Raw genomic sequence first — 15,458 nt, 5'->3', positions numbered from 1 at the left:
GGTTCAGGCCTTCGCTTGCGCCAGCACGCCGGCGAGCGTGCGCTCGACCAGTGTCAGCTTGAATTGGTTCTCGTCGGTCGGCTTGGCGTCGGCCAGCAGCCGCGCCGTCACCGCCTTGGCGCCGCGCGGCATCTCGGCTTCCGCCGCCTCCACCCGCCAGGGCTTGGGCGCGACCCCGCCCAGCGCCACGCGCCCGGTCCCGTCGCGCTGGACCACGGCTCCGACCGAAACCAGGGCGAAGGCGTAGGACGCCCGGTCCCGCACCTTGCGATAGACGTGCACCCCGCCGAGCGGCCGGGGCAGGGTGACCGCCGTGATCAGCTCGCCGCGCGCCAGGGTGGTCTCGACCTGCGGCGTGTCCCCGGGCGAGCGGTGAAGCTCGGCGATCGGAATGGACCGCGTCCGGCCGTCGGGCTGGACCGTCTCCACCACCGCGTCGAGCGCGCGCATGGCCACCGCCATGTCGCTGGGGTGAGTGGCGATGCAGGAGGGGCTGGCGCCGACCACCGCATGCTGGCGGCTGAAGCCGCCGATCGCCGAGCAGCCGCTGCCGGGCTGGCGCTTATTGCAGGGTTGGTTGGTGTCGTAGAAGTAGGCGCAACGGGTCCGCTGCAGCAGGTTGCCGGCGGTGGTCGCCTTGTTGCGCAGCTGACCAGAGGCGCCGGCGAGCAAGCCGCGCGACAGCAGCCCGTAGTCGCGGCGCACCCGCGGATCGGCGGCCAGGTCGGTGTTGCGCACCAGCGCGCCGATGCGCAGACCGCCTTCCGGGGTGGGCTCGATGCGGTCCAGGGCCAGCCCATTGACGTCGATCAGCCGGTTCGGCGTCTCGATCTCCAGCTTCATCAGGTCGAGCAGGTTGGTGCCGCCGGCGATGAACTTCGCGCCAGGCGATTTCGCGGCGGCCGCCGCCGCCTCGGCGGGTGAGCGGGCCCGCTCATAGGCGAAGGTTTTCATGCTCTTGCCCCCGCAACCTCAGATATGGCGTCGACGATGTTGGAGTAGGCCCCGCAGCGGCAGATGTTGCCGCTCATCCGCTCGCGCAGCTCCACGCCGTTGAGCGGCGGCGGCTGGGTCAGGTCGGCAGTGACATGGCTGGGTACGCCGGCGCGGATCTCGTCGAGCACCGCCACCGCCGAGCAGATCTGGCCGGGCGTGCAGTAGCCGCACTGGTAGCCGTCGTGCTTCACGAACGCCGCCTGCATCGGGTGCAGCTTCTCCGGCCGGCCGAGCCCCTCGATGGTGGTGATGCGATCGCCCTCGTGCATCACCGCCAGGGTCAGGCAGGCGTTGATCCGCCTGCCATCGATGATGACCGTGCAGGCGCCGCACTGACCATGGTCGCAGCCCTTCTTCGTCCCGGTCAGCTTCAGGTGCTCGCGCAGGGCGTCGAGCAGGGTGGTGCGGGTGTCGAGCTCCAGCCGGCGGCGCTCGCCGTTCACCTCGAAGGCCACCTTGGCCATCACCGGGGCGTCGGTTCCTTGCGCCTCGGCCACCGCCGGCGCCGTGGTCGCCGCCACCGACGCCGCGCCGGAGACGAGCAGGTCGCGGCGGGAGATCTCGAAGTCGTAGCGGCTGTCCAAGGTTGGGCTCCGGCGGTGGGGCTGGGAAGGCGGCTGGGCGCAAGCGGCTCAGCGGTTGATCAGCTGCTGCATCTGCGCGGGGTAGCGGTCGCCTTGCACGGCGATCTGGGACAGGGCGGCGTCGATCTCGGCCAGGTCGTCCGGCGTCAGCTGGATCGCGGCCGCGCCGATGTTCTCTTCCAGGCGGTGCAGCTTGGTCGTGCCGGGGATCGGCGCGATCCACGGCTTCTGCGCCAGCAGCCAGGCGATCGCAATTTGCGCCGGCGTGGCGGTCTTGCGCGTGGCGATCTGCGCCAGGCGCTCGACCAGGGCGTGGTTCGCCTTGCGCGCCTCGGGCGAGAAGCGCGGCACGATGTTGCGGAAGTCGTTGGCGCTGAAGGTCGTGCTCTCGTCGATCGCGCCGGTGAGGAAGCCTTTGCCCAACGGGCTGAACGGGACGAAGCCGATGCCGAGCTCTTCGAGGGTCGGCAGGATCTCGTGTTCGGGCTCGCGCCACCAAAGGGAGTATTCGCTCTGCAGCGCGGTCACCGGCAGCACCGCGTGCGCCCGGCGGATCGTGTCGGCGCCGGCCTCAGACAGGCCGAAATGCTTCACCTTGCCCTCGCGGACCAGGTCCTTGACCGTGCCGGCGACGTCCTCGATCGGCACGTTCGGATCGACGCGGTGCTGATAGAGCAGGTCGATGTGGTCGGTCTTCAGCCGCAGCAGCTGCGCCTCGGCGACCTCGCGGATGTGCTTGGGCCGGCTGTCGAGGCCGACCTGCGGGCTGGCGCTGGCGAAGCCGAACTTCGTGGCGATGACCACCTGTTCGCGGACCGGGGCCAGGGCTTCGCCGACCACCTCCTCGTTGGTGAAGGGCCCATAGGCCTCGGCGGTGTCGAAGAAGGTGACGCCGCGCTCGACGGCCGCCCGGATCAGCTTGACGGCGTCGGCCGTGTCGGTCGCCGGCCCCAGGCCGAAGCTCAGTCCCATGCAGCCGAGCCCGATGGCCGAAACCATGAGGCCGCTGCGTCCGAGTTCCCGCGTTTGCATCGCTTGGTCTCCTTGCTGGCTCAATAGAAATCTAGGAGACGTCCTCGCGGGTCATAAGGCGCTAAGATCGGCATGAACTCATGTTGGGGATTCATGAATGCGCCGCGAGGAACTGAGCGAGCTGATGGCCTTCCTGGCGGTGGCCGAGGAGCGCAGCTTCACCCGCGCGGCGGCCAAGCTCGGGACCTCGCAGTCGGCGCTCAGCCATACGGTCCGCCGGCTGGAGGCCCGCCTGGGGCTTAGGCTCCTGACCCGCACCACCCGCAGCGTCGCGCCGACCGAGGCCGGCGAACGGCTGATCGCGACCCTGCGCCCGGCCTTCGACGAGATCGACGGCAAGCTCGCCGCGCTCAGCGAGCTGCGCGAAAAGCCGGCCGGCACCATCCGGATCACCACCAGCAAGCGGGCGGTGGAGACGACGCTCTGGCCGGTGCTCAGCCGCCTGCTACCGCAGTATCCGGATATCCGGGTCGAGCTGGGAATCGACTCCGGCCTGACAGACATCGTCGCCGAGCGCTTCGACGCCGGCGTGCGGCTGGGCGAGGCGGTGGCCAAGGATATGATCGCCGTGCCGATCGGCCCGGACCTGCGCATGGCCGTGGTCGGCGCGCCGTCGTACTTCGCCGGGCGGACGCCGCCGAAGACGCCGCACGAACTCACCCGCCACCTCTGCATCAACCTGCGCCTGCCGACCCGCGGCGGCCTCTATGCCTGGGAGTTCGAGAAGGACGGCCGCGAGCTGCGGGTGCGGGTCGACGGACAACTCGTGTTCAACGACCCGGCCATGGTGCTGGAGGCGGCGCGCGGCGGTTTCGGCCTGGCCTGCGTGCTCGAGGACTATGTGGGCGAGGACCTCGCCGCAGGCCGGCTGGTGCGGGTGTTGGAGGATTGGTGTGCGCCGTTCGCCGGCTACCACCTCTACTATCCGAGCCGGCGCCAGCAGTCGCCGGCGTTCGCGCTGCTGGTCGAGGCGCTGCGTTACCGCGGGACCCGCAAGGCCGTTTGAACCGCCCGCGGCCACGACAGCGTCAGGCCGCCGCCCGCTCGCCGGACGGTCGCTCCGACCCGAGCGCACTCTCGGCCGAGCCGATTCTGCAGCCAGGCCGCGTCGGATGCGTCGGGCGTGGCCAGTTGGAAGCGCCGCATCTGGAGCGGCGCCATCTCCACGGCGGCGACCTGGCCGGTCTGCGCATCGACGTCGACGAAGTACATCAGGGCGAGATCGGGCCGATAGGCCTCGTGGCCGGAGATGCCTTCGTAGTCGGTCAGGAAGTCGCCGCAGCCGTAGAGGATCAGTCCGCCGTTGTGGACCTCAATCGCCAGCGGATGGTGCGAAGAATGCCCATGCACGATCGAGACGCCGGCCACGTCGATCAGCGCGTGCGCAAACCGCTGATGGGCCTGCGGGATCTCGTAGCCCCAGTTCGGCCCCCAGTGGATCGAAGCCACGACGATGTCGCCCGCGCGCCGGACCTGGGCGAGCTGGGCCGCCAGCCGCTCGGCGACCCCTGGCGACGGGGCGATCAGGTTGACCCCCGGATGCTCGGCGCCGGCCGCCCAGTCGGCCGGCACGCCGCTGGAGGTGGTGCAGAAGGCGCATACCAGCACGCGCCCGCGATCGGCGACGGGCAGCACCACCGGCGCGGCGGCTTGGGCGGACGTGCGTCCGGCGCCGGCGGTGGCGATCCCCTGACCTGCGACCACATCCAGGGTCTCGAGCAGGCCGGCCTGGCCCCAGTCGCCGATATGATTGTTGGCCAGCACGCAGCAGTCGATCCCGGCGGCGGTCAGGCTGGCCGCGTTGCGCGGGTGCATGCGGTAGTTGATGCCCTTGGGCGCGTGGTCGTCGCTCGTGGTGACGCTGGTCTCGAGGTTGACGATGCGCAGGTCGGGGCGGCGGCGGGCCCATTCGCCGAGCGCTGCGCCCCACGGATAGTCGAAGGCGACCGGCCGCGGGATCGGGCCGTTGCGCCGCTCGGCGAGCGCGACGTAGTCCAGCGCCGAGCCGATCCAGGATTCATAGAGCTGCGGGTCGGACGGATGCGGCAGCGCCTGATCGACCCCGCGGCCGGTCATCACGTCGCCGCATAGGAAGATCCGCACGCGTCCGGAGCCGCACATGCCTTCAGAACGTGGCAGGGCGCCGGTTGTTCGCGCCGGCGCTGGCTGTTCTGTGCGGCCCCAGCCATGTCAGGCGCTGGCGCGCAACGCCTCGTAGGCTTCCTGGGCTTCCAGCCACTCGGCCTCTGCGGCCTCGACCGCGGCTTCCGCGGCGTCGCGGGCCCGGCCGAGTTCGCTCGCCTTGGCCGGATCCTTGGCGAACACCGAAGGGTCGGTGAGCGCCGAGTCGATGCGCGCCAACTCCTCCATCGCCCGGGCGAGTGCAGCTTCGGCGTTCTCGGCGCGGCGACGGGCCGTGCCGGTGGGCACCTTGGGGCGCGGCGCGGGCGGCGGCGGTTCGACGGCCTTGGCCGGGGCCTCGCGCACCTGGGTCGGCGCCCGGGCAGCCATCCGCGCGCGGTCGAGCACGAACTTGGCGTAGTCGTCCATGTCGCCGTCGAACGGCGCGATGGTGCCGTCGGCGGCCAGCCACAGCCGGTCGGCGACCAGCTCCATCAGCGAGCGGTCGTGGGTGATCAGGATCACCGCCCCCTCGTACTCGTTCAGCGCGTCGAGCAGGGCGCGGCGGCTGTCGATGTCGAGGTGGTTGGTCGGTTCGTCGAGGATCAGCAGGTGCGGCGCTTCCATCGCCACCATGTTGAGCAGCAGCCGGGCGCGCTCGCCGCCGGAGAGGTTGGCGACCGTGGTCTCGACCTTGCTGACGCCGATGCCGAACGACGCCAGCACCGCCCGCCGCTTGGCCTCGGTGGCCTCGGGCAGGGCGCGGCGGATGATGTCGAGCGGCGTGTCCGTCGGGTCCATCGCCTCGATCTGGTGCTGGTGGAACCAGCCGACCTTGAGCTTGCCCGAGCGGTGCAGCTGGCCGGCCTCGAGCTTCAGCGCGCCGGCGGCGATCTTGGCGAAGGTCGACTTGCCGGCCCCGTTGACGCCGAGCAGGCCGATCCGGTCGTCGACGTCGAGCCGCAGGTTCAGCTTCTTCAGGATCGGCGTGCCGCCGTAGCCCGCGACCCCGTCCTCCAGCCGCAGCAGCGGCGGGGCGATCGGCCGTTCCGGCGAGGGCAGGACGAAGGGCGCGACATGCTCCTCGACCACCGCGGCGATCGGCGGCAGCTTGGCCAGCATCTTCAGGCGCGACTGGGCCTGGGTGGCCTTCGAGGCCTTGGCCCGGAAGCGGTCGACGAAGCTCTGCAGGTGGGCGCGCTTGGCGTCGACCTTGGCGCGGCTGGCTTCCTGCAGGCGCAGCTTCTCCGACAGCTGCCGCTCGAAGTCGTCATAGCCGCCCGTGTAGAGCTCCAGCTTGCCGTCCTTCAGGTGCAGGATGTGGTCGCAGGAGTTGTTCAGCAGCTCGCGGTCGTGGCTGATCACCATGGCCGCGTGCGGGTACTTCTTCAGCCGCGCCTCCAGCCAGAGCGCGCCTTCCAGGTCGAGGTAGTTGGTGGGTTCGTCGAGCAGCAGCTGGTCGGGCTCGGCGAACAGGGCGGCCGCGAGCGCGACCCGCATCCGCCAGCCGCCGGAGAACTCGGCCATCGGCCGCGACAGGTCCTCCTGGCTGAAGCCCAGGCCGGCGAGGATCTCGGCGGCGCGCGACGGCGCGCGGTCGGCGTCGATCTCGATCAGCCGGCCCCAGATGTCGCCCATCTCGTCAGGATCCGCTGTCTCTAGGCGCGCCAGCAGGGTGGCGCGCTCCTCGTCGGCGGCCAGCACGGTGTCCAGCAGGGTGATCGGGGTGGCCGGATGCTCCTGGTCCACCGAGCCGATGCGCGCCTGGCGCGGCAGGTTGATCTCGCCCCCGCCGGAGACCAGCTTGCCGAGGATCAGCTTGAAGAGGGTCGACTTGCCGACGCCGTTGCGGCCCACGAGGCCGACCTTGGCGTCCTTCGGCACATTGACGCTCGCCTGGTCGAAGAAGCGTCGACCCCAGGCGTCGAAGACGAGTTCGTTGATCTGCAGCATGTCGGAGGATCGGTCACAGGATAGGCGCGCGCGTTCGCGCTCGCCGGAATTGCGGGAGGAGGGGATCAGGAGAAGTGATGAGGGCCGCGCCGCCGCCTGATCGGGCGGGTCCATAGCAGACGGCGACCGGCTCGTCATGCGGCGGGCGCCGCGTCAGGCGTGGCGGATCGCGTTCGCGCGATATCTGTGCGCCACCGCCTTGGCGAGCCGGGGGCTTGCCGTTATAGAGCCGCCGACTTTTGCGGCGCGTCCGCGCCTCCTCCTCAGAAGCTGAAGATTAGAACCATGACCGAACGCACCTTCTCGATCATCAAGCCGGACGCGACCCGGCGCAACCTGACTGGCAAGGTCAATGCGGTGATCGAGGACGCCGGCCTGCGCATCGTCGCGCAAAAGCGCATCCAGATGAGCCGCGCCCAGGCGGAAAAGTTCTACGAAGTGCACGCCGAGCGCCCGTTTTTCGGCGAGCTGGTCGACTTCATGATCTCCGCGCCGGTAGTGGTGCAGGTCCTGGAAGGCGAGAACGCCGTGGCCCGCTACCGCGAAGTCATGGGCGCCACCAACCCGGCCCAGGCCGCCGACGGCACCATCCGCAAGCTCTACGCTGAGAGCGTCGGCGAGAATTCGGTCCACGGCTCGGACAGCCAGGAAAACGCCCAGATCGAGATCGTCCAGTTCTTCACCGACGCCGAGATCGTCGGCTAAGCGGCAACCGAGATTACGCCGAGGGGGTTTCTCCCTCGGCGGTCTTTCAAGCGAACAGTTAGAGAATGCGCGAGCCCAAGATCGGGGGCTTCTCCGAACGTCTGTCGGCCCAGGCCGAGGCGCGGAAGGCCCTCCTTGCTAAGATGAAGCCGAAGCCGACGGTGCGTCCGGAGGTGTTCGAGACCAGCGCCGAGAAGAAGGCGCGGGAACTGGAAGAGGTGCGGGCCCGCCGCGCCACGGAAAAGGAAGAGGCGCGCAAGCGCGCCGAGGAAGCCGAGGCCGAGCGCCTGCTGGCGCTTGAGAACGACGAGCAGGCGCAGCTCGATATGAAGCGGCAGGAGCGCAAGGATCGCAAGGCTCAGGCCAAGGCCGACGCCCGCGCCAAGCGCGAAGCCAAATCGGCGTCGCGCCGCTAGGCCGTCAGTCGTCAGCGCCGCCGGTTAGGCGGCGCGACAAATCTCCGTAGTAGCCTTGGATCAGGAGCTCGACGGTGTCGCCGCGCTCCTCGGCTTCGAAGGCGAGGTCCTTGGCCATCTGGATCGCGGCCGAGCGCGACATGCCGTGCTCAAGCGCTTCGCCGTCGCGGAAGACGGTCCAGTCACCGTCCTTCAGCGTCACCGCGTACTGAACCATTCTATACAACCCCTGCGACAAAAGCTTCAGCGTACGAAGCAGCGGAAGGTTCCCGGGCGCCCTGACGCCTGAAGCGAGGGCAGTAACCCAGGCCGTTCGGGCGGTCTGGCTTTGGCGAGACCCGCCGTCGTCCCTGTCTTGTCTTGGCGGGCGCCGCGTCTCTTCCTGAGAAGTCCTCGCGGGCGATGCGGTTTCGCGGCGCCGGCGCTGAGCTCGGCCGTAAGGGCGGTGTCGGGCTGCTGCGCATCAAGCCGACGCGATGCGCCTTGCGCCTGGCTCGCGGGCACGCGATATCGAAAGGGAGCGAGCCTTTCGGCAGGCTCGCCAGCGATTCCAGAAGGGCTTCCTCCAAATGCGTGACCCCGTCACTACCGCGCTGGGCCTCGTGCCGATGGTCGTCGAGCAGACGAGCCGGGGCGAGCGCGCCTACGACATCTTCTCCCGCCTGCTGAAGGACCGGATCGTGTTCCTCGCCGGCCCGGTCGAGGACAACATGGCCTCCTTGATCTGTGCGCAGCTGCTGCACCTCGAGGCGGAGAACCCGAAAAAAGAAATCCAGATGTACATCAACTCGCCGGGCGGGGTGGTGACGTCGGGTCTCGCGATCTACGACACCATGCAGTACATCAAGAGCCCGGTGATCACGCTCTGCCTCGGCATGGCGGCGTCGATGGGCTCGTTCCTGCTGATGGCCGGCGAGAAGGGCCATCGGATCGCCCTGCCGAACTCGCGCATCATGGTGCACCAGCCGTCGGGCGGCTTCTCGGGCAAGGCCTCGGACATCGAGCGCCATGCCGAGGACATCATCAAGACCAAGCGCCGCCTGAACGAGATCTACGCCAAGCACACCGGCCAGCCGATCGAGGTCGTCGAGGAGACCCTCGACCGCGACTACTTCATGACCGCCGAAGAAGCCCGCGACTGGGGTCTCGTCGACCACGTCTGGGAAAAGCGCGAGGCTGAATAATCGTCCATCCGTCATCGCCCGGCTTGTCCGGGCGACCCATCCCGGGGTCGATCCGCATTTGCTGAGTCCGGCGACTTGGGCTGGATGGCCCGGACAAGCCGGGCCATGACGGAGATGGTGAGGCGACAGAAAAAAGGCCCGGGCGGATCCGCCCGGGCCTTTCTCGTTGTCGTCTGGGGGCGTGGCCACCGGCTACACCCAGGTGTCGAGGTTCTCGCCCTGGCCAGGCTCCAGCGCCCGGCCGCGGCGTGGGGCCTTGCGGTCGGTCGCCTTGCGCGCGGTCTCGGCATCGGCCTTGCGCGCCACCGGCTTGATCGGCGTGATCGGACGGTAGGTGACCGGCTGAAGCGCCACGGCGAGTCCTCTGCGAATCTCTCTCATCAGCATCGCGCCGAGCCGTTAACCGGCGGTTAGCTCGCCCCGGCGGCCGACATAGCCCTCGCGAGCGGCGACGACCCCGCTTAAAGGGACGCGGGCATGACAGACATTTCCCGCCCGGCCGCCTGCGTCTACGGCGCCCCGCCGCTCGCCCTGGCTCAGCCGGCGCCCGGCGCCACCCAGGTTTCGCCGCTGGTTCCCGGCGCCCTGTCGCTTGAAGCGCTGGAGCCCGCCAGCCTCGCCTCGGCTGTGATCGCCGCCCCGCCGGGCACCATCGAGCGCCGCTATGTGCTGGCGCTGACGCTGCGGGCGCTCGCGCCGGGCGCGCCGCTGACCGCGTTGGCGGCGAAGGAGAAGGGCGGTTCGCGGCTGCGCAAGGAACTGGAGACGTTCGGCTGCCAGGTCGAGGAGATCGGCCGCCAGCACCAGCGGATCTGCCACACCGTCCGCCCGGCGACGCCGGACGGCCTGGACGCGGCGATCGCCGCCGGCGGGCCGCAGCAACGCGACGGAGGGCTCTGGACCCAGCCCGGCGTGTTCAGCTGGGACCGCAGCGACCCGGGCAGCGACCTGCTGATCGCCGCGCTGCCGGACTTAAGCGGGCAGGGGGCGGACCTGGGCTGCGGGCTCGGGGTGCTGGCGCGCGCGGTGCTGGCCAGCCCGAAGGTCGCGCGGCTCGACCTGGTGGACCTCGACCGGCGCGCGGTGGAGGCGGCGCGGCGCAATGTCGAGGACGCACGGGCGCGCTTCCATTGGGCCGACGTGCGCAGCGCCCCGGAACTGGACGGCCTGGATTTCGTGGTGATGAACCCGCCGTTCCACGACACCGGGCTCGAGGACAAGGCGCTGGGCCAGGCGTTCATCCGCCGGGCGCATCAGCTCCTGCGGCGCGGCGGGACGCTGTGGATGGTGGCGAACCGGCATCTGCCGTACGAGGCCGTGCTCGCCGAACACTTCAGCCGGGTGACGCCGAAAGGCGACGGCAAGGGCTTCAAGATCTACGAGGCGCGGAAATGAGCGGGACCATGCGGCTCGACCGCCTGTTGGCCAACATGGGCTACGGCTCGCGCCGGGACATCCAGCAACTGGTCCGTCACCGCTGCGTCGTGCTCGACGGCGCGGAGGTGACGAACGCCGAGATGCGGCTGGCGGTCGGCCCGGATCTCGTCGCGCGGATGCAGGTCAACGGCGTAGCGCTCGACCCGCCGCCCGGCTTGGCCATCATGCTGCACAAGCCGCTGGGGACGACCTGTTCGCACAAGGAGGCGGGGGCGCTGGTCTATGACCTTTTGCCGACGCGCTGGCGGACGCGGGACCCGGCCATCTCCACCGTCGGGCGGCTCGACAAGGAGACCTCGGGCCTGCTGCTGATGACCGACGACGGCGGGCTGCTGCACCGGATCATCTCGCCGAAGAAGCATGTCTCGAAGCGCTACCTGGCCACGCTCGCGCGGCCGCTGGAAGGCCACGAGACGGCGCGCTTCGCCTCGGGCGAACTGATGCTGGAGGGGGAGGACAAGCCGCTGCTGCCGGCGCGGCTGGAGCCCCTGTCCGAGCGCCAGGCGTGGCTGACCATCACCGAGGGCCGCTACCACCAGGTGCGCCGCATGTTCGCCGCGATCGGCAACCACGTCGAGGCGCTGCATCGCGACCGCGTCGGCGGTCTCGACCTGCCGTCGGACCTGGAGCCCGGCGGGTTCCGGCTGATGAGCGCGGCGGACATCGCCGCGGTCTTCGCAGGCTCGCCGGCATGATCCGCTGGGAGCACCTGGACACCGCGCCGATCCCCGACGGCGGCGAGTTGAAGCTGATGCGGCGGGGAGCCGAATACTCGATCATGTCCGGCGCGACCGAGCTGATGAACAGCCGGCTGAGCGGCTCGGAGGAGGCGCTGGCCACCTTGAGCTGGGAGGCGCTGGGCGGGCGGTCGAAGCCGCGGATGCTGATCGGCGGGCTGGGCATGGGGTTCACCCTGCGCGCGGCGCTGGCGGTGCTGCCGGCGCAGGCCGAGGTCGTCGTCGCCGAACTGGTGCCCGCCGTCGTCGCTTGGGCCCGCGGACCGCTGGCCGGCGTGTTCGACGGCTGTCTGGAGGATCCGCGCGTCGGCATCCGCGAAGGCGACGTCGCCGAGGCGATCGCCGAGGCGCCCGGCGGCTACGACGCCATCCTGCTCGACGTGGACAACGGACCGGGCGGCCTCAACCGCGACGCCAACGACCAGCTCTATGACGCGCGCGGCCTGACGGCGGCGCGCAACGCGCTCACGCCCGGCGGCGTGCTCGCCGTCTGGTCGTCCGCGCCGGACGACCGGTTCACCGCGCGGCTGAGGAAGAGCGGCTTCGCGGTCGAGGACAAGCGGGTCCGGGCGAGCCGCAGCGGCCGCGGCGCCCGCCATGTGATCTGGCTGGCCACTGCGCCGGGGCGTCCCTCCGGGCGGTGATCGGGTCCGCCGCTCAGAGCGCGGCTTTCGCCTGTTCGATCGCCGAGGTCCAATCGCCTGGCTCGGGCTGGCGGATCAGCCGCAGCGACGGGTACCAGGGACTGTCGGTCCGGTCCCGCAGCCAGCGCCAGTCGCTGCGGTGGGGCAGCAGGACAAACGTCGGCTTGCCGAGGGAGCCGGCAAGGTGGGCCACAGCGGTGTCGACGGTGACGACGGCGTCCAGGCCGGCGATGATCTCGGCCGTCTCTTGGAAGTCCGCGGCGCCGCTGTCCTCGGGCTGCAGGCTCACCGCCCCGGCCAGCGCCAGCAGGTCTTGCGCCTGGTCCGGCGTGAGCGAGCGGCCGCGGTTGGTGGCTTCTCCCGCTTTCCAGCAGACCCCGACGCCGCCGACGCGGCGCGGGGCGGCGGTCAGCGGCGCGGGCGGCGGCAGGTCGTCGAGCGTGGCGTTGAGCCGCCCGGGCAGCGACATCGACGAGACCCAGTAGTCGAACCGACCGGGGATCTCGCCCAGGCGCGGGACCGTCGGGCAGAGCTGGCCAAGCAGGCGGGACAGCGGCGCAAGGCAGGCGAAGGACACCGCGTCGGCGTCCAGCAAGGGCACGAAGCGCGCCATCTGGAGCTGATCGCCGAACCCCTGCTCCTGCCAGACGAGGAGGCGCTTGCCGGCCAGCGGCTCGCCTCGCCACTCGGGGATCGTGGTCTTCGGCGCGCCGGCCGCCTTGCTGGGGCGGTGTTCGAAGTGCGGCCAGGCGTCGGCGTAGCGGCCCCGATAGAGTTCGGTGATGGCGAGCGCGTAGCGCCGCGCGTCGCTGGGCTCGAGCGCGATGGCCCGCCGATGAACCTCGGCCAGCTCCGCCAGTCGGTCCTCGCGCGAGTAGATGTTGGCGAGGTTGTCCCAGGCGATCAGCAGCTGTGGCGCCAGGCGCAGCACAGCGTGGTAGCCGGCCTCCGCGGTGCGCAGGTCGCCGGCGCGATGGGCGGCCACCGCGTCGCGAAACACAGCTTCGGCGCTCGCGGTCATGAGGCCGCGCTCAGGCCTGCGCCGATGGTGCGGCGCCGAGCGCGCGGGCCAGCGTCCGAGACAGCAAGGCGGGCCCTTCGCCAGCGGGATCGATGTGGTCGAAATCGCAGAAGTGAGCGTCGGTGAACCGCGTGTCGTCCCACAGGCTCAGAACGTCGAAGCCGCCGAGTTGGAGTTCAACCCGCATTTCCGTCAGGCTGCGGAACGGTACGGGCGCCGGGGCGCCGCAGCTTCGCTTGTAGTCGGACCTGGCCGGCGTAACGACGACGACGAGGCGGTGCCCCTGGTGTCGGGCGAGCTGGGCGATGGCGGCGAGGTAGACGAGCGCGGCGCTGGAGGCGTTGAGCTTCATATGCTCTGCGGTGCGCCGGTCCACGCCGTAGCTGTCGTCGAAGCGCCAGGTCATCAGTTCCGGAAAGAAGCCGGCGCGGCCATTCGCCTGCGGCTCCCATTGCGCCAGCCGCGTCTTCAGCGACCCAGCGGCCTGAGCCATGTCCAGCTCGGAATAGGCGAGGGTCAGGTCCAGCATCTCGTGCAGCGCGATCGCGTACACGCGGTCGCTTGGGCTCTTCTCCAGCACGTGCCCGGGCGAGAACACCGAATAGAACAGCACCAGGGTCTTCAGCTTCGGCAGGTTGCGCGACACACGGCGATAGATGGCGTGCGAGTGCCTGAGATCCTGGGAGGTCGAGCAGAGGTTGAAGGCGCCCGGAAACGGACCGGGGTCGAAGCCGCAATCGCCGTGAGATGACCCCAGGACGAGTGTGGTGATGTCGTCGGCCGACCGGCGAAGCATGGTGCGCTTGTAGCCAAGCATCAGCGCCGCGCTTCGAAACGCGGCGGAGAAGCCCGCAAGGGGATCGGTGTCGGACATGTCCGCGCCATAGCAAGCCCTTCCGCGAGATGTAAGCCGGGGCCCCGACCCGGCGCCGGCGCGGATCGCCGCTGGTCGGCTCGGCTGTTGCCGCTTTCCGCCATTTCCCCTAGGGAGGGACCGTTGCGGATGTGGCGGAACTGGTAGACGCACTGGATTTAGGTTCCAGCGCCGCGAGGCGTGGAGGTTCGAGTCCTCTCATCCGCACCAACTCCCGGTTGGCGGCCGTTCCTGGTTCGGCTTTTGGCTTGGACGCCACGGCGCGGCGTGACATAAGTCGCCGCCTTCCGCCCCGGCCGTCCGGGGCGGGTTCCTTTTCCCATGTAAGAGGCGGTTCGCGACGCGCGAGCGTTCGCGCGGGCGCCGGAAGTCAAGAATGTCGATGCAGATCGTTGAAAAGTCTGGCGAAGGCCTGAGCCGCGTCTATGGCGTCACCGTCCCGGCGACGGACCTGACTGAAAAGCTGGAGGCGCGGATCGCCGAGATCACGCCGACGCTCAACATCAAGGGCTTCCGCCCCGGCAAGGTGCCGACCGCCCACGTCCGCCGCCTGTACGGCAAGGCGCTGATGGGCGAAGTGGTCGAACAGACCCTGTCGGAAAGCACCCAGAAGGTCATCGCCGACAACAACCTGCGTCCCGCCGGCGAGCCCGACCTGAAGCCGGAAGGCGACCTAGCGGCGGTGATCGACGGCAAGGCGGACCTGTCCTACGAGCTGTCGCTCGACCTGATGCCGGACTTCACCCCGGTCGACGCCGCGACGCTGGAGCTGAAGCGCCCGGTCTACGAGCCGAGCGACGCTGAGGTCGACGAAGCGGTGGCCGAACTGGCCAAGCAGAACCGCACCTACGAGACCCGCACCGGCAAGACGGTGAAGGCGAAGGACGGCGACATGGTCGTCATCGACTTCGTCGGCAAGCTGGACGGCGAAGCCTTCGCCGGCGGCTCGGCCACCGACGCCGAGCTGACCCTCGGTTCGGGCCAGTTCATCCCCGGCTTCGAAGAGCAGCTGGTCGGCGCCAAGCCGGACACCGACGTCGAGGTGAAGGTCATTTTCCCGGAAGGCTATCAGGCCGCTCACCTCGCCGGCAAAGAAGCCGTGTTCGAAGTGAAGGTGAAAGAGGTCAAGGCGCCGGTCGAGACCGTGGCCGACGACGCCTTCGCCGAAAAGCTGGGCATCGAGAACCTCGAGAAGCTGCGTGAGCTGCTGAAGGCCAACCTCGGCGAACAATACGATCGCGCCAGCCGCTTCAAGCTGAAGCGCGCGCTGCTCGACCAGCTGGACACCAAGCACGACTTCCCGCTGCCGCCGAAGATGGTCGAAGCCGAATTCGCCTCGATCTGGAGCCAGGTGCAGCAGGACAAGGAAGCCGGCTCGCTGCCGGCCGACGACGCCGAGAAGACCGACGAGCAGCTGCAGACCGAGTACCGCAAGATCGCCGAGCGCCGCGTGCGCCTGGGCCTGGTGCTGGCCGAGGTCGGCCGCGCCAACAACGTCCAGGTCACCGAGCAGGAGCTGGCCGAGGCGATGCGTCGCGAAGCCATGCGCTTCGGTCCGCAAGCCCAGCAGATCTTCGACCTGTTCCGCCAGAACCCGAACGCGCAAGCCCAGCTGCGCGCGCCGATCTTCGAGGACAAGGTCGTCGACCTGATCGTCTCCAAGGCCAAGGTCGAGGACGAGAAGGTCTCGAAGGAAGACCTGCTGAAGGACGACGACCTGCCGGAAGGCTACGGCGAGTAAGCGCCGGCCTCAG

General features: G+C 69.8%; 17 protein-coding genes and 1 tRNA gene. 9 read left to right on the top strand and 9 right to left on the bottom strand.

Annotated features, from left to right (window positions below; genetic code table 11):
* Positions 1–3 precede the first annotated feature (3 nt).
* The 3 genes from ACSQ14_RS10910 to ACSQ14_RS10900 are packed head-to-tail and all read right to left on the bottom strand — an operon-like array spanning position 4 to position 2,612.
* A complete protein-coding gene (locus tag ACSQ14_RS10910) occupies positions 4–954 on the bottom strand; it encodes an FAD binding domain-containing protein (RefSeq protein ID WP_436012565.1) in 951 nt (316 codons plus the stop codon).
* Positions 951–1,580, bottom strand: a complete 630-nt coding sequence (gene paoA / locus ACSQ14_RS10905; RefSeq protein WP_436012563.1) for an aldehyde dehydrogenase iron-sulfur subunit PaoA — start codon at positions 1,578–1,580, stop codon at positions 951–953. Before paoA ends, ACSQ14_RS10910 begins: the two co-directional genes overlap by 4 nt.
* A gap of 48 nt (positions 1,581–1,628) precedes the next feature.
* A complete protein-coding gene (locus ACSQ14_RS10900) occupies positions 1,629–2,612 on the bottom strand; it encodes an aldo/keto reductase (RefSeq protein WP_436012562.1) in 984 nt (327 codons plus the stop codon).
* A 97-nt stretch (positions 2,613–2,709) separates the two neighbouring features.
* On the opposite strand from ACSQ14_RS10900, the gene ACSQ14_RS10895 reads away from it, so the two are divergent.
* Positions 2,710–3,618: a LysR family transcriptional regulator gene (locus tag ACSQ14_RS10895; protein ID WP_436012560.1), complete on the top strand. Its 909-nt coding sequence runs from the start codon at positions 2,710–2,712 to the stop codon at positions 3,616–3,618.
* Here ACSQ14_RS10895 and ACSQ14_RS10890 read toward each other — a convergent pair.
* Together ACSQ14_RS10890 and ACSQ14_RS10885 are read right to left on the bottom strand one after the other, a co-directional pair.
* The gene (locus ACSQ14_RS10890; protein WP_436012558.1) at positions 3,591–4,733 is read right to left on the bottom strand and encodes a CapA family protein; all 1,143 of its coding nucleotides are present in this window, start codon (positions 4,731–4,733) and stop codon (positions 3,591–3,593) included. The two genes, ACSQ14_RS10895 and ACSQ14_RS10890, sit on opposite strands and share 28 nt — an antisense overlap.
* A 69-nt stretch (positions 4,734–4,802) precedes the next feature.
* Positions 4,803–6,686, bottom strand: coding sequence for an ABC-F family ATP-binding cassette domain-containing protein (locus tag ACSQ14_RS10885; protein ID WP_436012556.1), 1,884 nt, complete (start codon positions 6,684–6,686; stop codon positions 4,803–4,805).
* Between the two features lie 285 nt (positions 6,687–6,971).
* On the opposite strand from ACSQ14_RS10885, the gene ndk reads away from it, so the two are divergent.
* The gene (ndk, locus tag ACSQ14_RS10880) at positions 6,972–7,391 is read left to right on the top strand and encodes a nucleoside-diphosphate kinase (RefSeq protein WP_436012554.1); all 420 of its coding nucleotides are present in this window, start codon (positions 6,972–6,974) and stop codon (positions 7,389–7,391) included.
* Positions 7,392–7,456: 65 nt separating this feature from the next.
* A complete protein-coding gene (locus ACSQ14_RS10875) occupies positions 7,457–7,807 on the top strand; it encodes a DUF6481 family protein (RefSeq protein WP_436012552.1) in 351 nt (116 codons plus the stop codon).
* A 4-nt stretch (positions 7,808–7,811) separates the two neighbouring features.
* On the opposite strand, the gene ACSQ14_RS10870 is transcribed toward ACSQ14_RS10875, so the two are convergent.
* Entirely contained in the window at positions 7,812–8,024 is a 213-nt protein-coding gene (locus ACSQ14_RS10870; protein ID WP_436012550.1) for a hypothetical protein, read from the bottom strand.
* A 352-nt stretch (positions 8,025–8,376) separates the two neighbouring features.
* Between ACSQ14_RS10870 and ACSQ14_RS10865 the strand changes: the two genes are divergently transcribed.
* Positions 8,377–8,991, top strand: coding sequence for an ATP-dependent Clp protease proteolytic subunit (locus ACSQ14_RS10865; RefSeq protein WP_436012548.1), 615 nt, complete (start codon positions 8,377–8,379; stop codon positions 8,989–8,991).
* A 192-nt stretch (positions 8,992–9,183) separates the two neighbouring features.
* Here the strand turns inward: ACSQ14_RS10865 and ACSQ14_RS10860 are convergent, their stop codons facing one another.
* Entirely contained in the window at positions 9,184–9,345 is a 162-nt protein-coding gene (locus ACSQ14_RS10860; RefSeq protein WP_436012546.1) for a hypothetical protein, read from the bottom strand.
* 123 nt (positions 9,346–9,468) lie between these two features.
* Here ACSQ14_RS10860 and ACSQ14_RS10855 point away from each other — a divergent pair, with 123 nt between their 5' ends.
* The 3 genes from ACSQ14_RS10855 to ACSQ14_RS10845 are packed head-to-tail and all read left to right on the top strand — an operon-like array spanning position 9,469 to position 11,809.
* A complete protein-coding gene (locus tag ACSQ14_RS10855; protein ID WP_436012544.1) occupies positions 9,469–10,386 on the top strand; it encodes a class I SAM-dependent methyltransferase in 918 nt (305 codons plus the stop codon).
* Positions 10,383–11,123, top strand: coding sequence for a pseudouridine synthase (locus ACSQ14_RS10850; RefSeq protein WP_436012542.1), 741 nt, complete (start codon positions 10,383–10,385; stop codon positions 11,121–11,123). Before ACSQ14_RS10855 ends, ACSQ14_RS10850 begins: the two co-directional genes overlap by 4 nt.
* Complete coding sequence (locus ACSQ14_RS10845; RefSeq protein ID WP_436012540.1) at positions 11,120–11,809, top strand: spermidine synthase; 690 nt, start codon at positions 11,120–11,122, stop codon at positions 11,807–11,809. The genes ACSQ14_RS10850 and ACSQ14_RS10845 overlap by 4 nt, the downstream gene beginning before the upstream one ends.
* Before the next feature lie 13 nt (positions 11,810–11,822).
* On the opposite strand, the gene ACSQ14_RS10840 is transcribed toward ACSQ14_RS10845, so the two are convergent.
* Both ACSQ14_RS10840 and ACSQ14_RS10835 read right to left on the bottom strand, forming a co-directional pair.
* Entirely contained in the window at positions 11,823–12,830 is a 1,008-nt protein-coding gene (locus tag ACSQ14_RS10840; RefSeq protein ID WP_436012538.1) for a glycosyltransferase family 9 protein, read from the bottom strand.
* A 10-nt stretch (positions 12,831–12,840) separates the two neighbouring features.
* A complete protein-coding gene (locus tag ACSQ14_RS10835; RefSeq protein WP_436012536.1) occupies positions 12,841–13,704 on the bottom strand; it encodes a hypothetical protein in 864 nt (287 codons plus the stop codon).
* Positions 13,705–13,829: 125 nt separating this feature from the next.
* Between ACSQ14_RS10835 and ACSQ14_RS10830 the strand changes: the two genes are divergently transcribed.
* A tRNA-Leu gene (locus tag ACSQ14_RS10830) sits at positions 13,830–13,914 on the top strand.
* A 172-nt stretch (positions 13,915–14,086) separates the two neighbouring features.
* Entirely contained in the window at positions 14,087–15,445 is a 1,359-nt protein-coding gene (gene tig / locus ACSQ14_RS10825; RefSeq protein ID WP_436015403.1) for a trigger factor, read from the top strand.
* Positions 15,446–15,458 lie beyond the last annotated feature (13 nt).

Origin of the sequence: Phenylobacterium sp. LjRoot219, assembly GCF_964252995.1 — a bacterium.
GTDB lineage: Bacteria > Pseudomonadota > Alphaproteobacteria > Caulobacterales > Caulobacteraceae > Phenylobacterium.
This window is presented reverse-complemented; position numbering and strand designations above follow the sequence as displayed.

Coding starts and splice junctions, on each gene's coding strand:
- ACSQ14_RS10910 (WP_436012565.1), bottom strand. CDS start 954: ATGAAAACCTTCGCCTATGAGCGGGCCCGCTCACCCGCCGAGGCGGCG.
- ACSQ14_RS10900 (WP_436012562.1), bottom strand. CDS start 2,612: ATGCAAACGCGGGAACTCGGACGCAGCGGCCTCATGGTTTCGGCCATC.
- ACSQ14_RS10895 (WP_436012560.1), top strand. CDS start 2,710: ATGCGCCGCGAGGAACTGAGCGAGCTGATGGCCTTCCTGGCGGTGGCC.
- ACSQ14_RS10890 (WP_436012558.1), bottom strand. CDS start 4,733: ATGTGCGGCTCCGGACGCGTGCGGATCTTCCTATGCGGCGACGTGATG.
- ACSQ14_RS10885 (WP_436012556.1), bottom strand. CDS start 6,686: ATGCTGCAGATCAACGAACTCGTCTTCGACGCCTGGGGTCGACGCTTC.
- ndk (WP_436012554.1), top strand. CDS start 6,972: ATGACCGAACGCACCTTCTCGATCATCAAGCCGGACGCGACCCGGCGC.
- ACSQ14_RS10875 (WP_436012552.1), top strand. CDS start 7,457: ATGCGCGAGCCCAAGATCGGGGGCTTCTCCGAACGTCTGTCGGCCCAG.
- ACSQ14_RS10870 (WP_436012550.1), bottom strand. CDS start 8,024: ATGGTTCAGTACGCGGTGACGCTGAAGGACGGTGACTGGACCGTCTTC.
- ACSQ14_RS10865 (WP_436012548.1), top strand. CDS start 8,377: ATGCGTGACCCCGTCACTACCGCGCTGGGCCTCGTGCCGATGGTCGTC.
- ACSQ14_RS10855 (WP_436012544.1), top strand. CDS start 9,469: ATGACAGACATTTCCCGCCCGGCCGCCTGCGTCTACGGCGCCCCGCCG.
- ACSQ14_RS10850 (WP_436012542.1), top strand. CDS start 10,383: ATGAGCGGGACCATGCGGCTCGACCGCCTGTTGGCCAACATGGGCTAC.
- ACSQ14_RS10845 (WP_436012540.1), top strand. CDS start 11,120: ATGATCCGCTGGGAGCACCTGGACACCGCGCCGATCCCCGACGGCGGC.
- ACSQ14_RS10840 (WP_436012538.1), bottom strand. CDS start 12,830: ATGACCGCGAGCGCCGAAGCTGTGTTTCGCGACGCGGTGGCCGCCCAT.
- ACSQ14_RS10835 (WP_436012536.1), bottom strand. CDS start 13,704: ATGTCCGACACCGATCCCCTTGCGGGCTTCTCCGCCGCGTTTCGAAGC.
- tig (WP_436015403.1), top strand. CDS start 14,087: ATGCAGATCGTTGAAAAGTCTGGCGAAGGCCTGAGCCGCGTCTATGGC.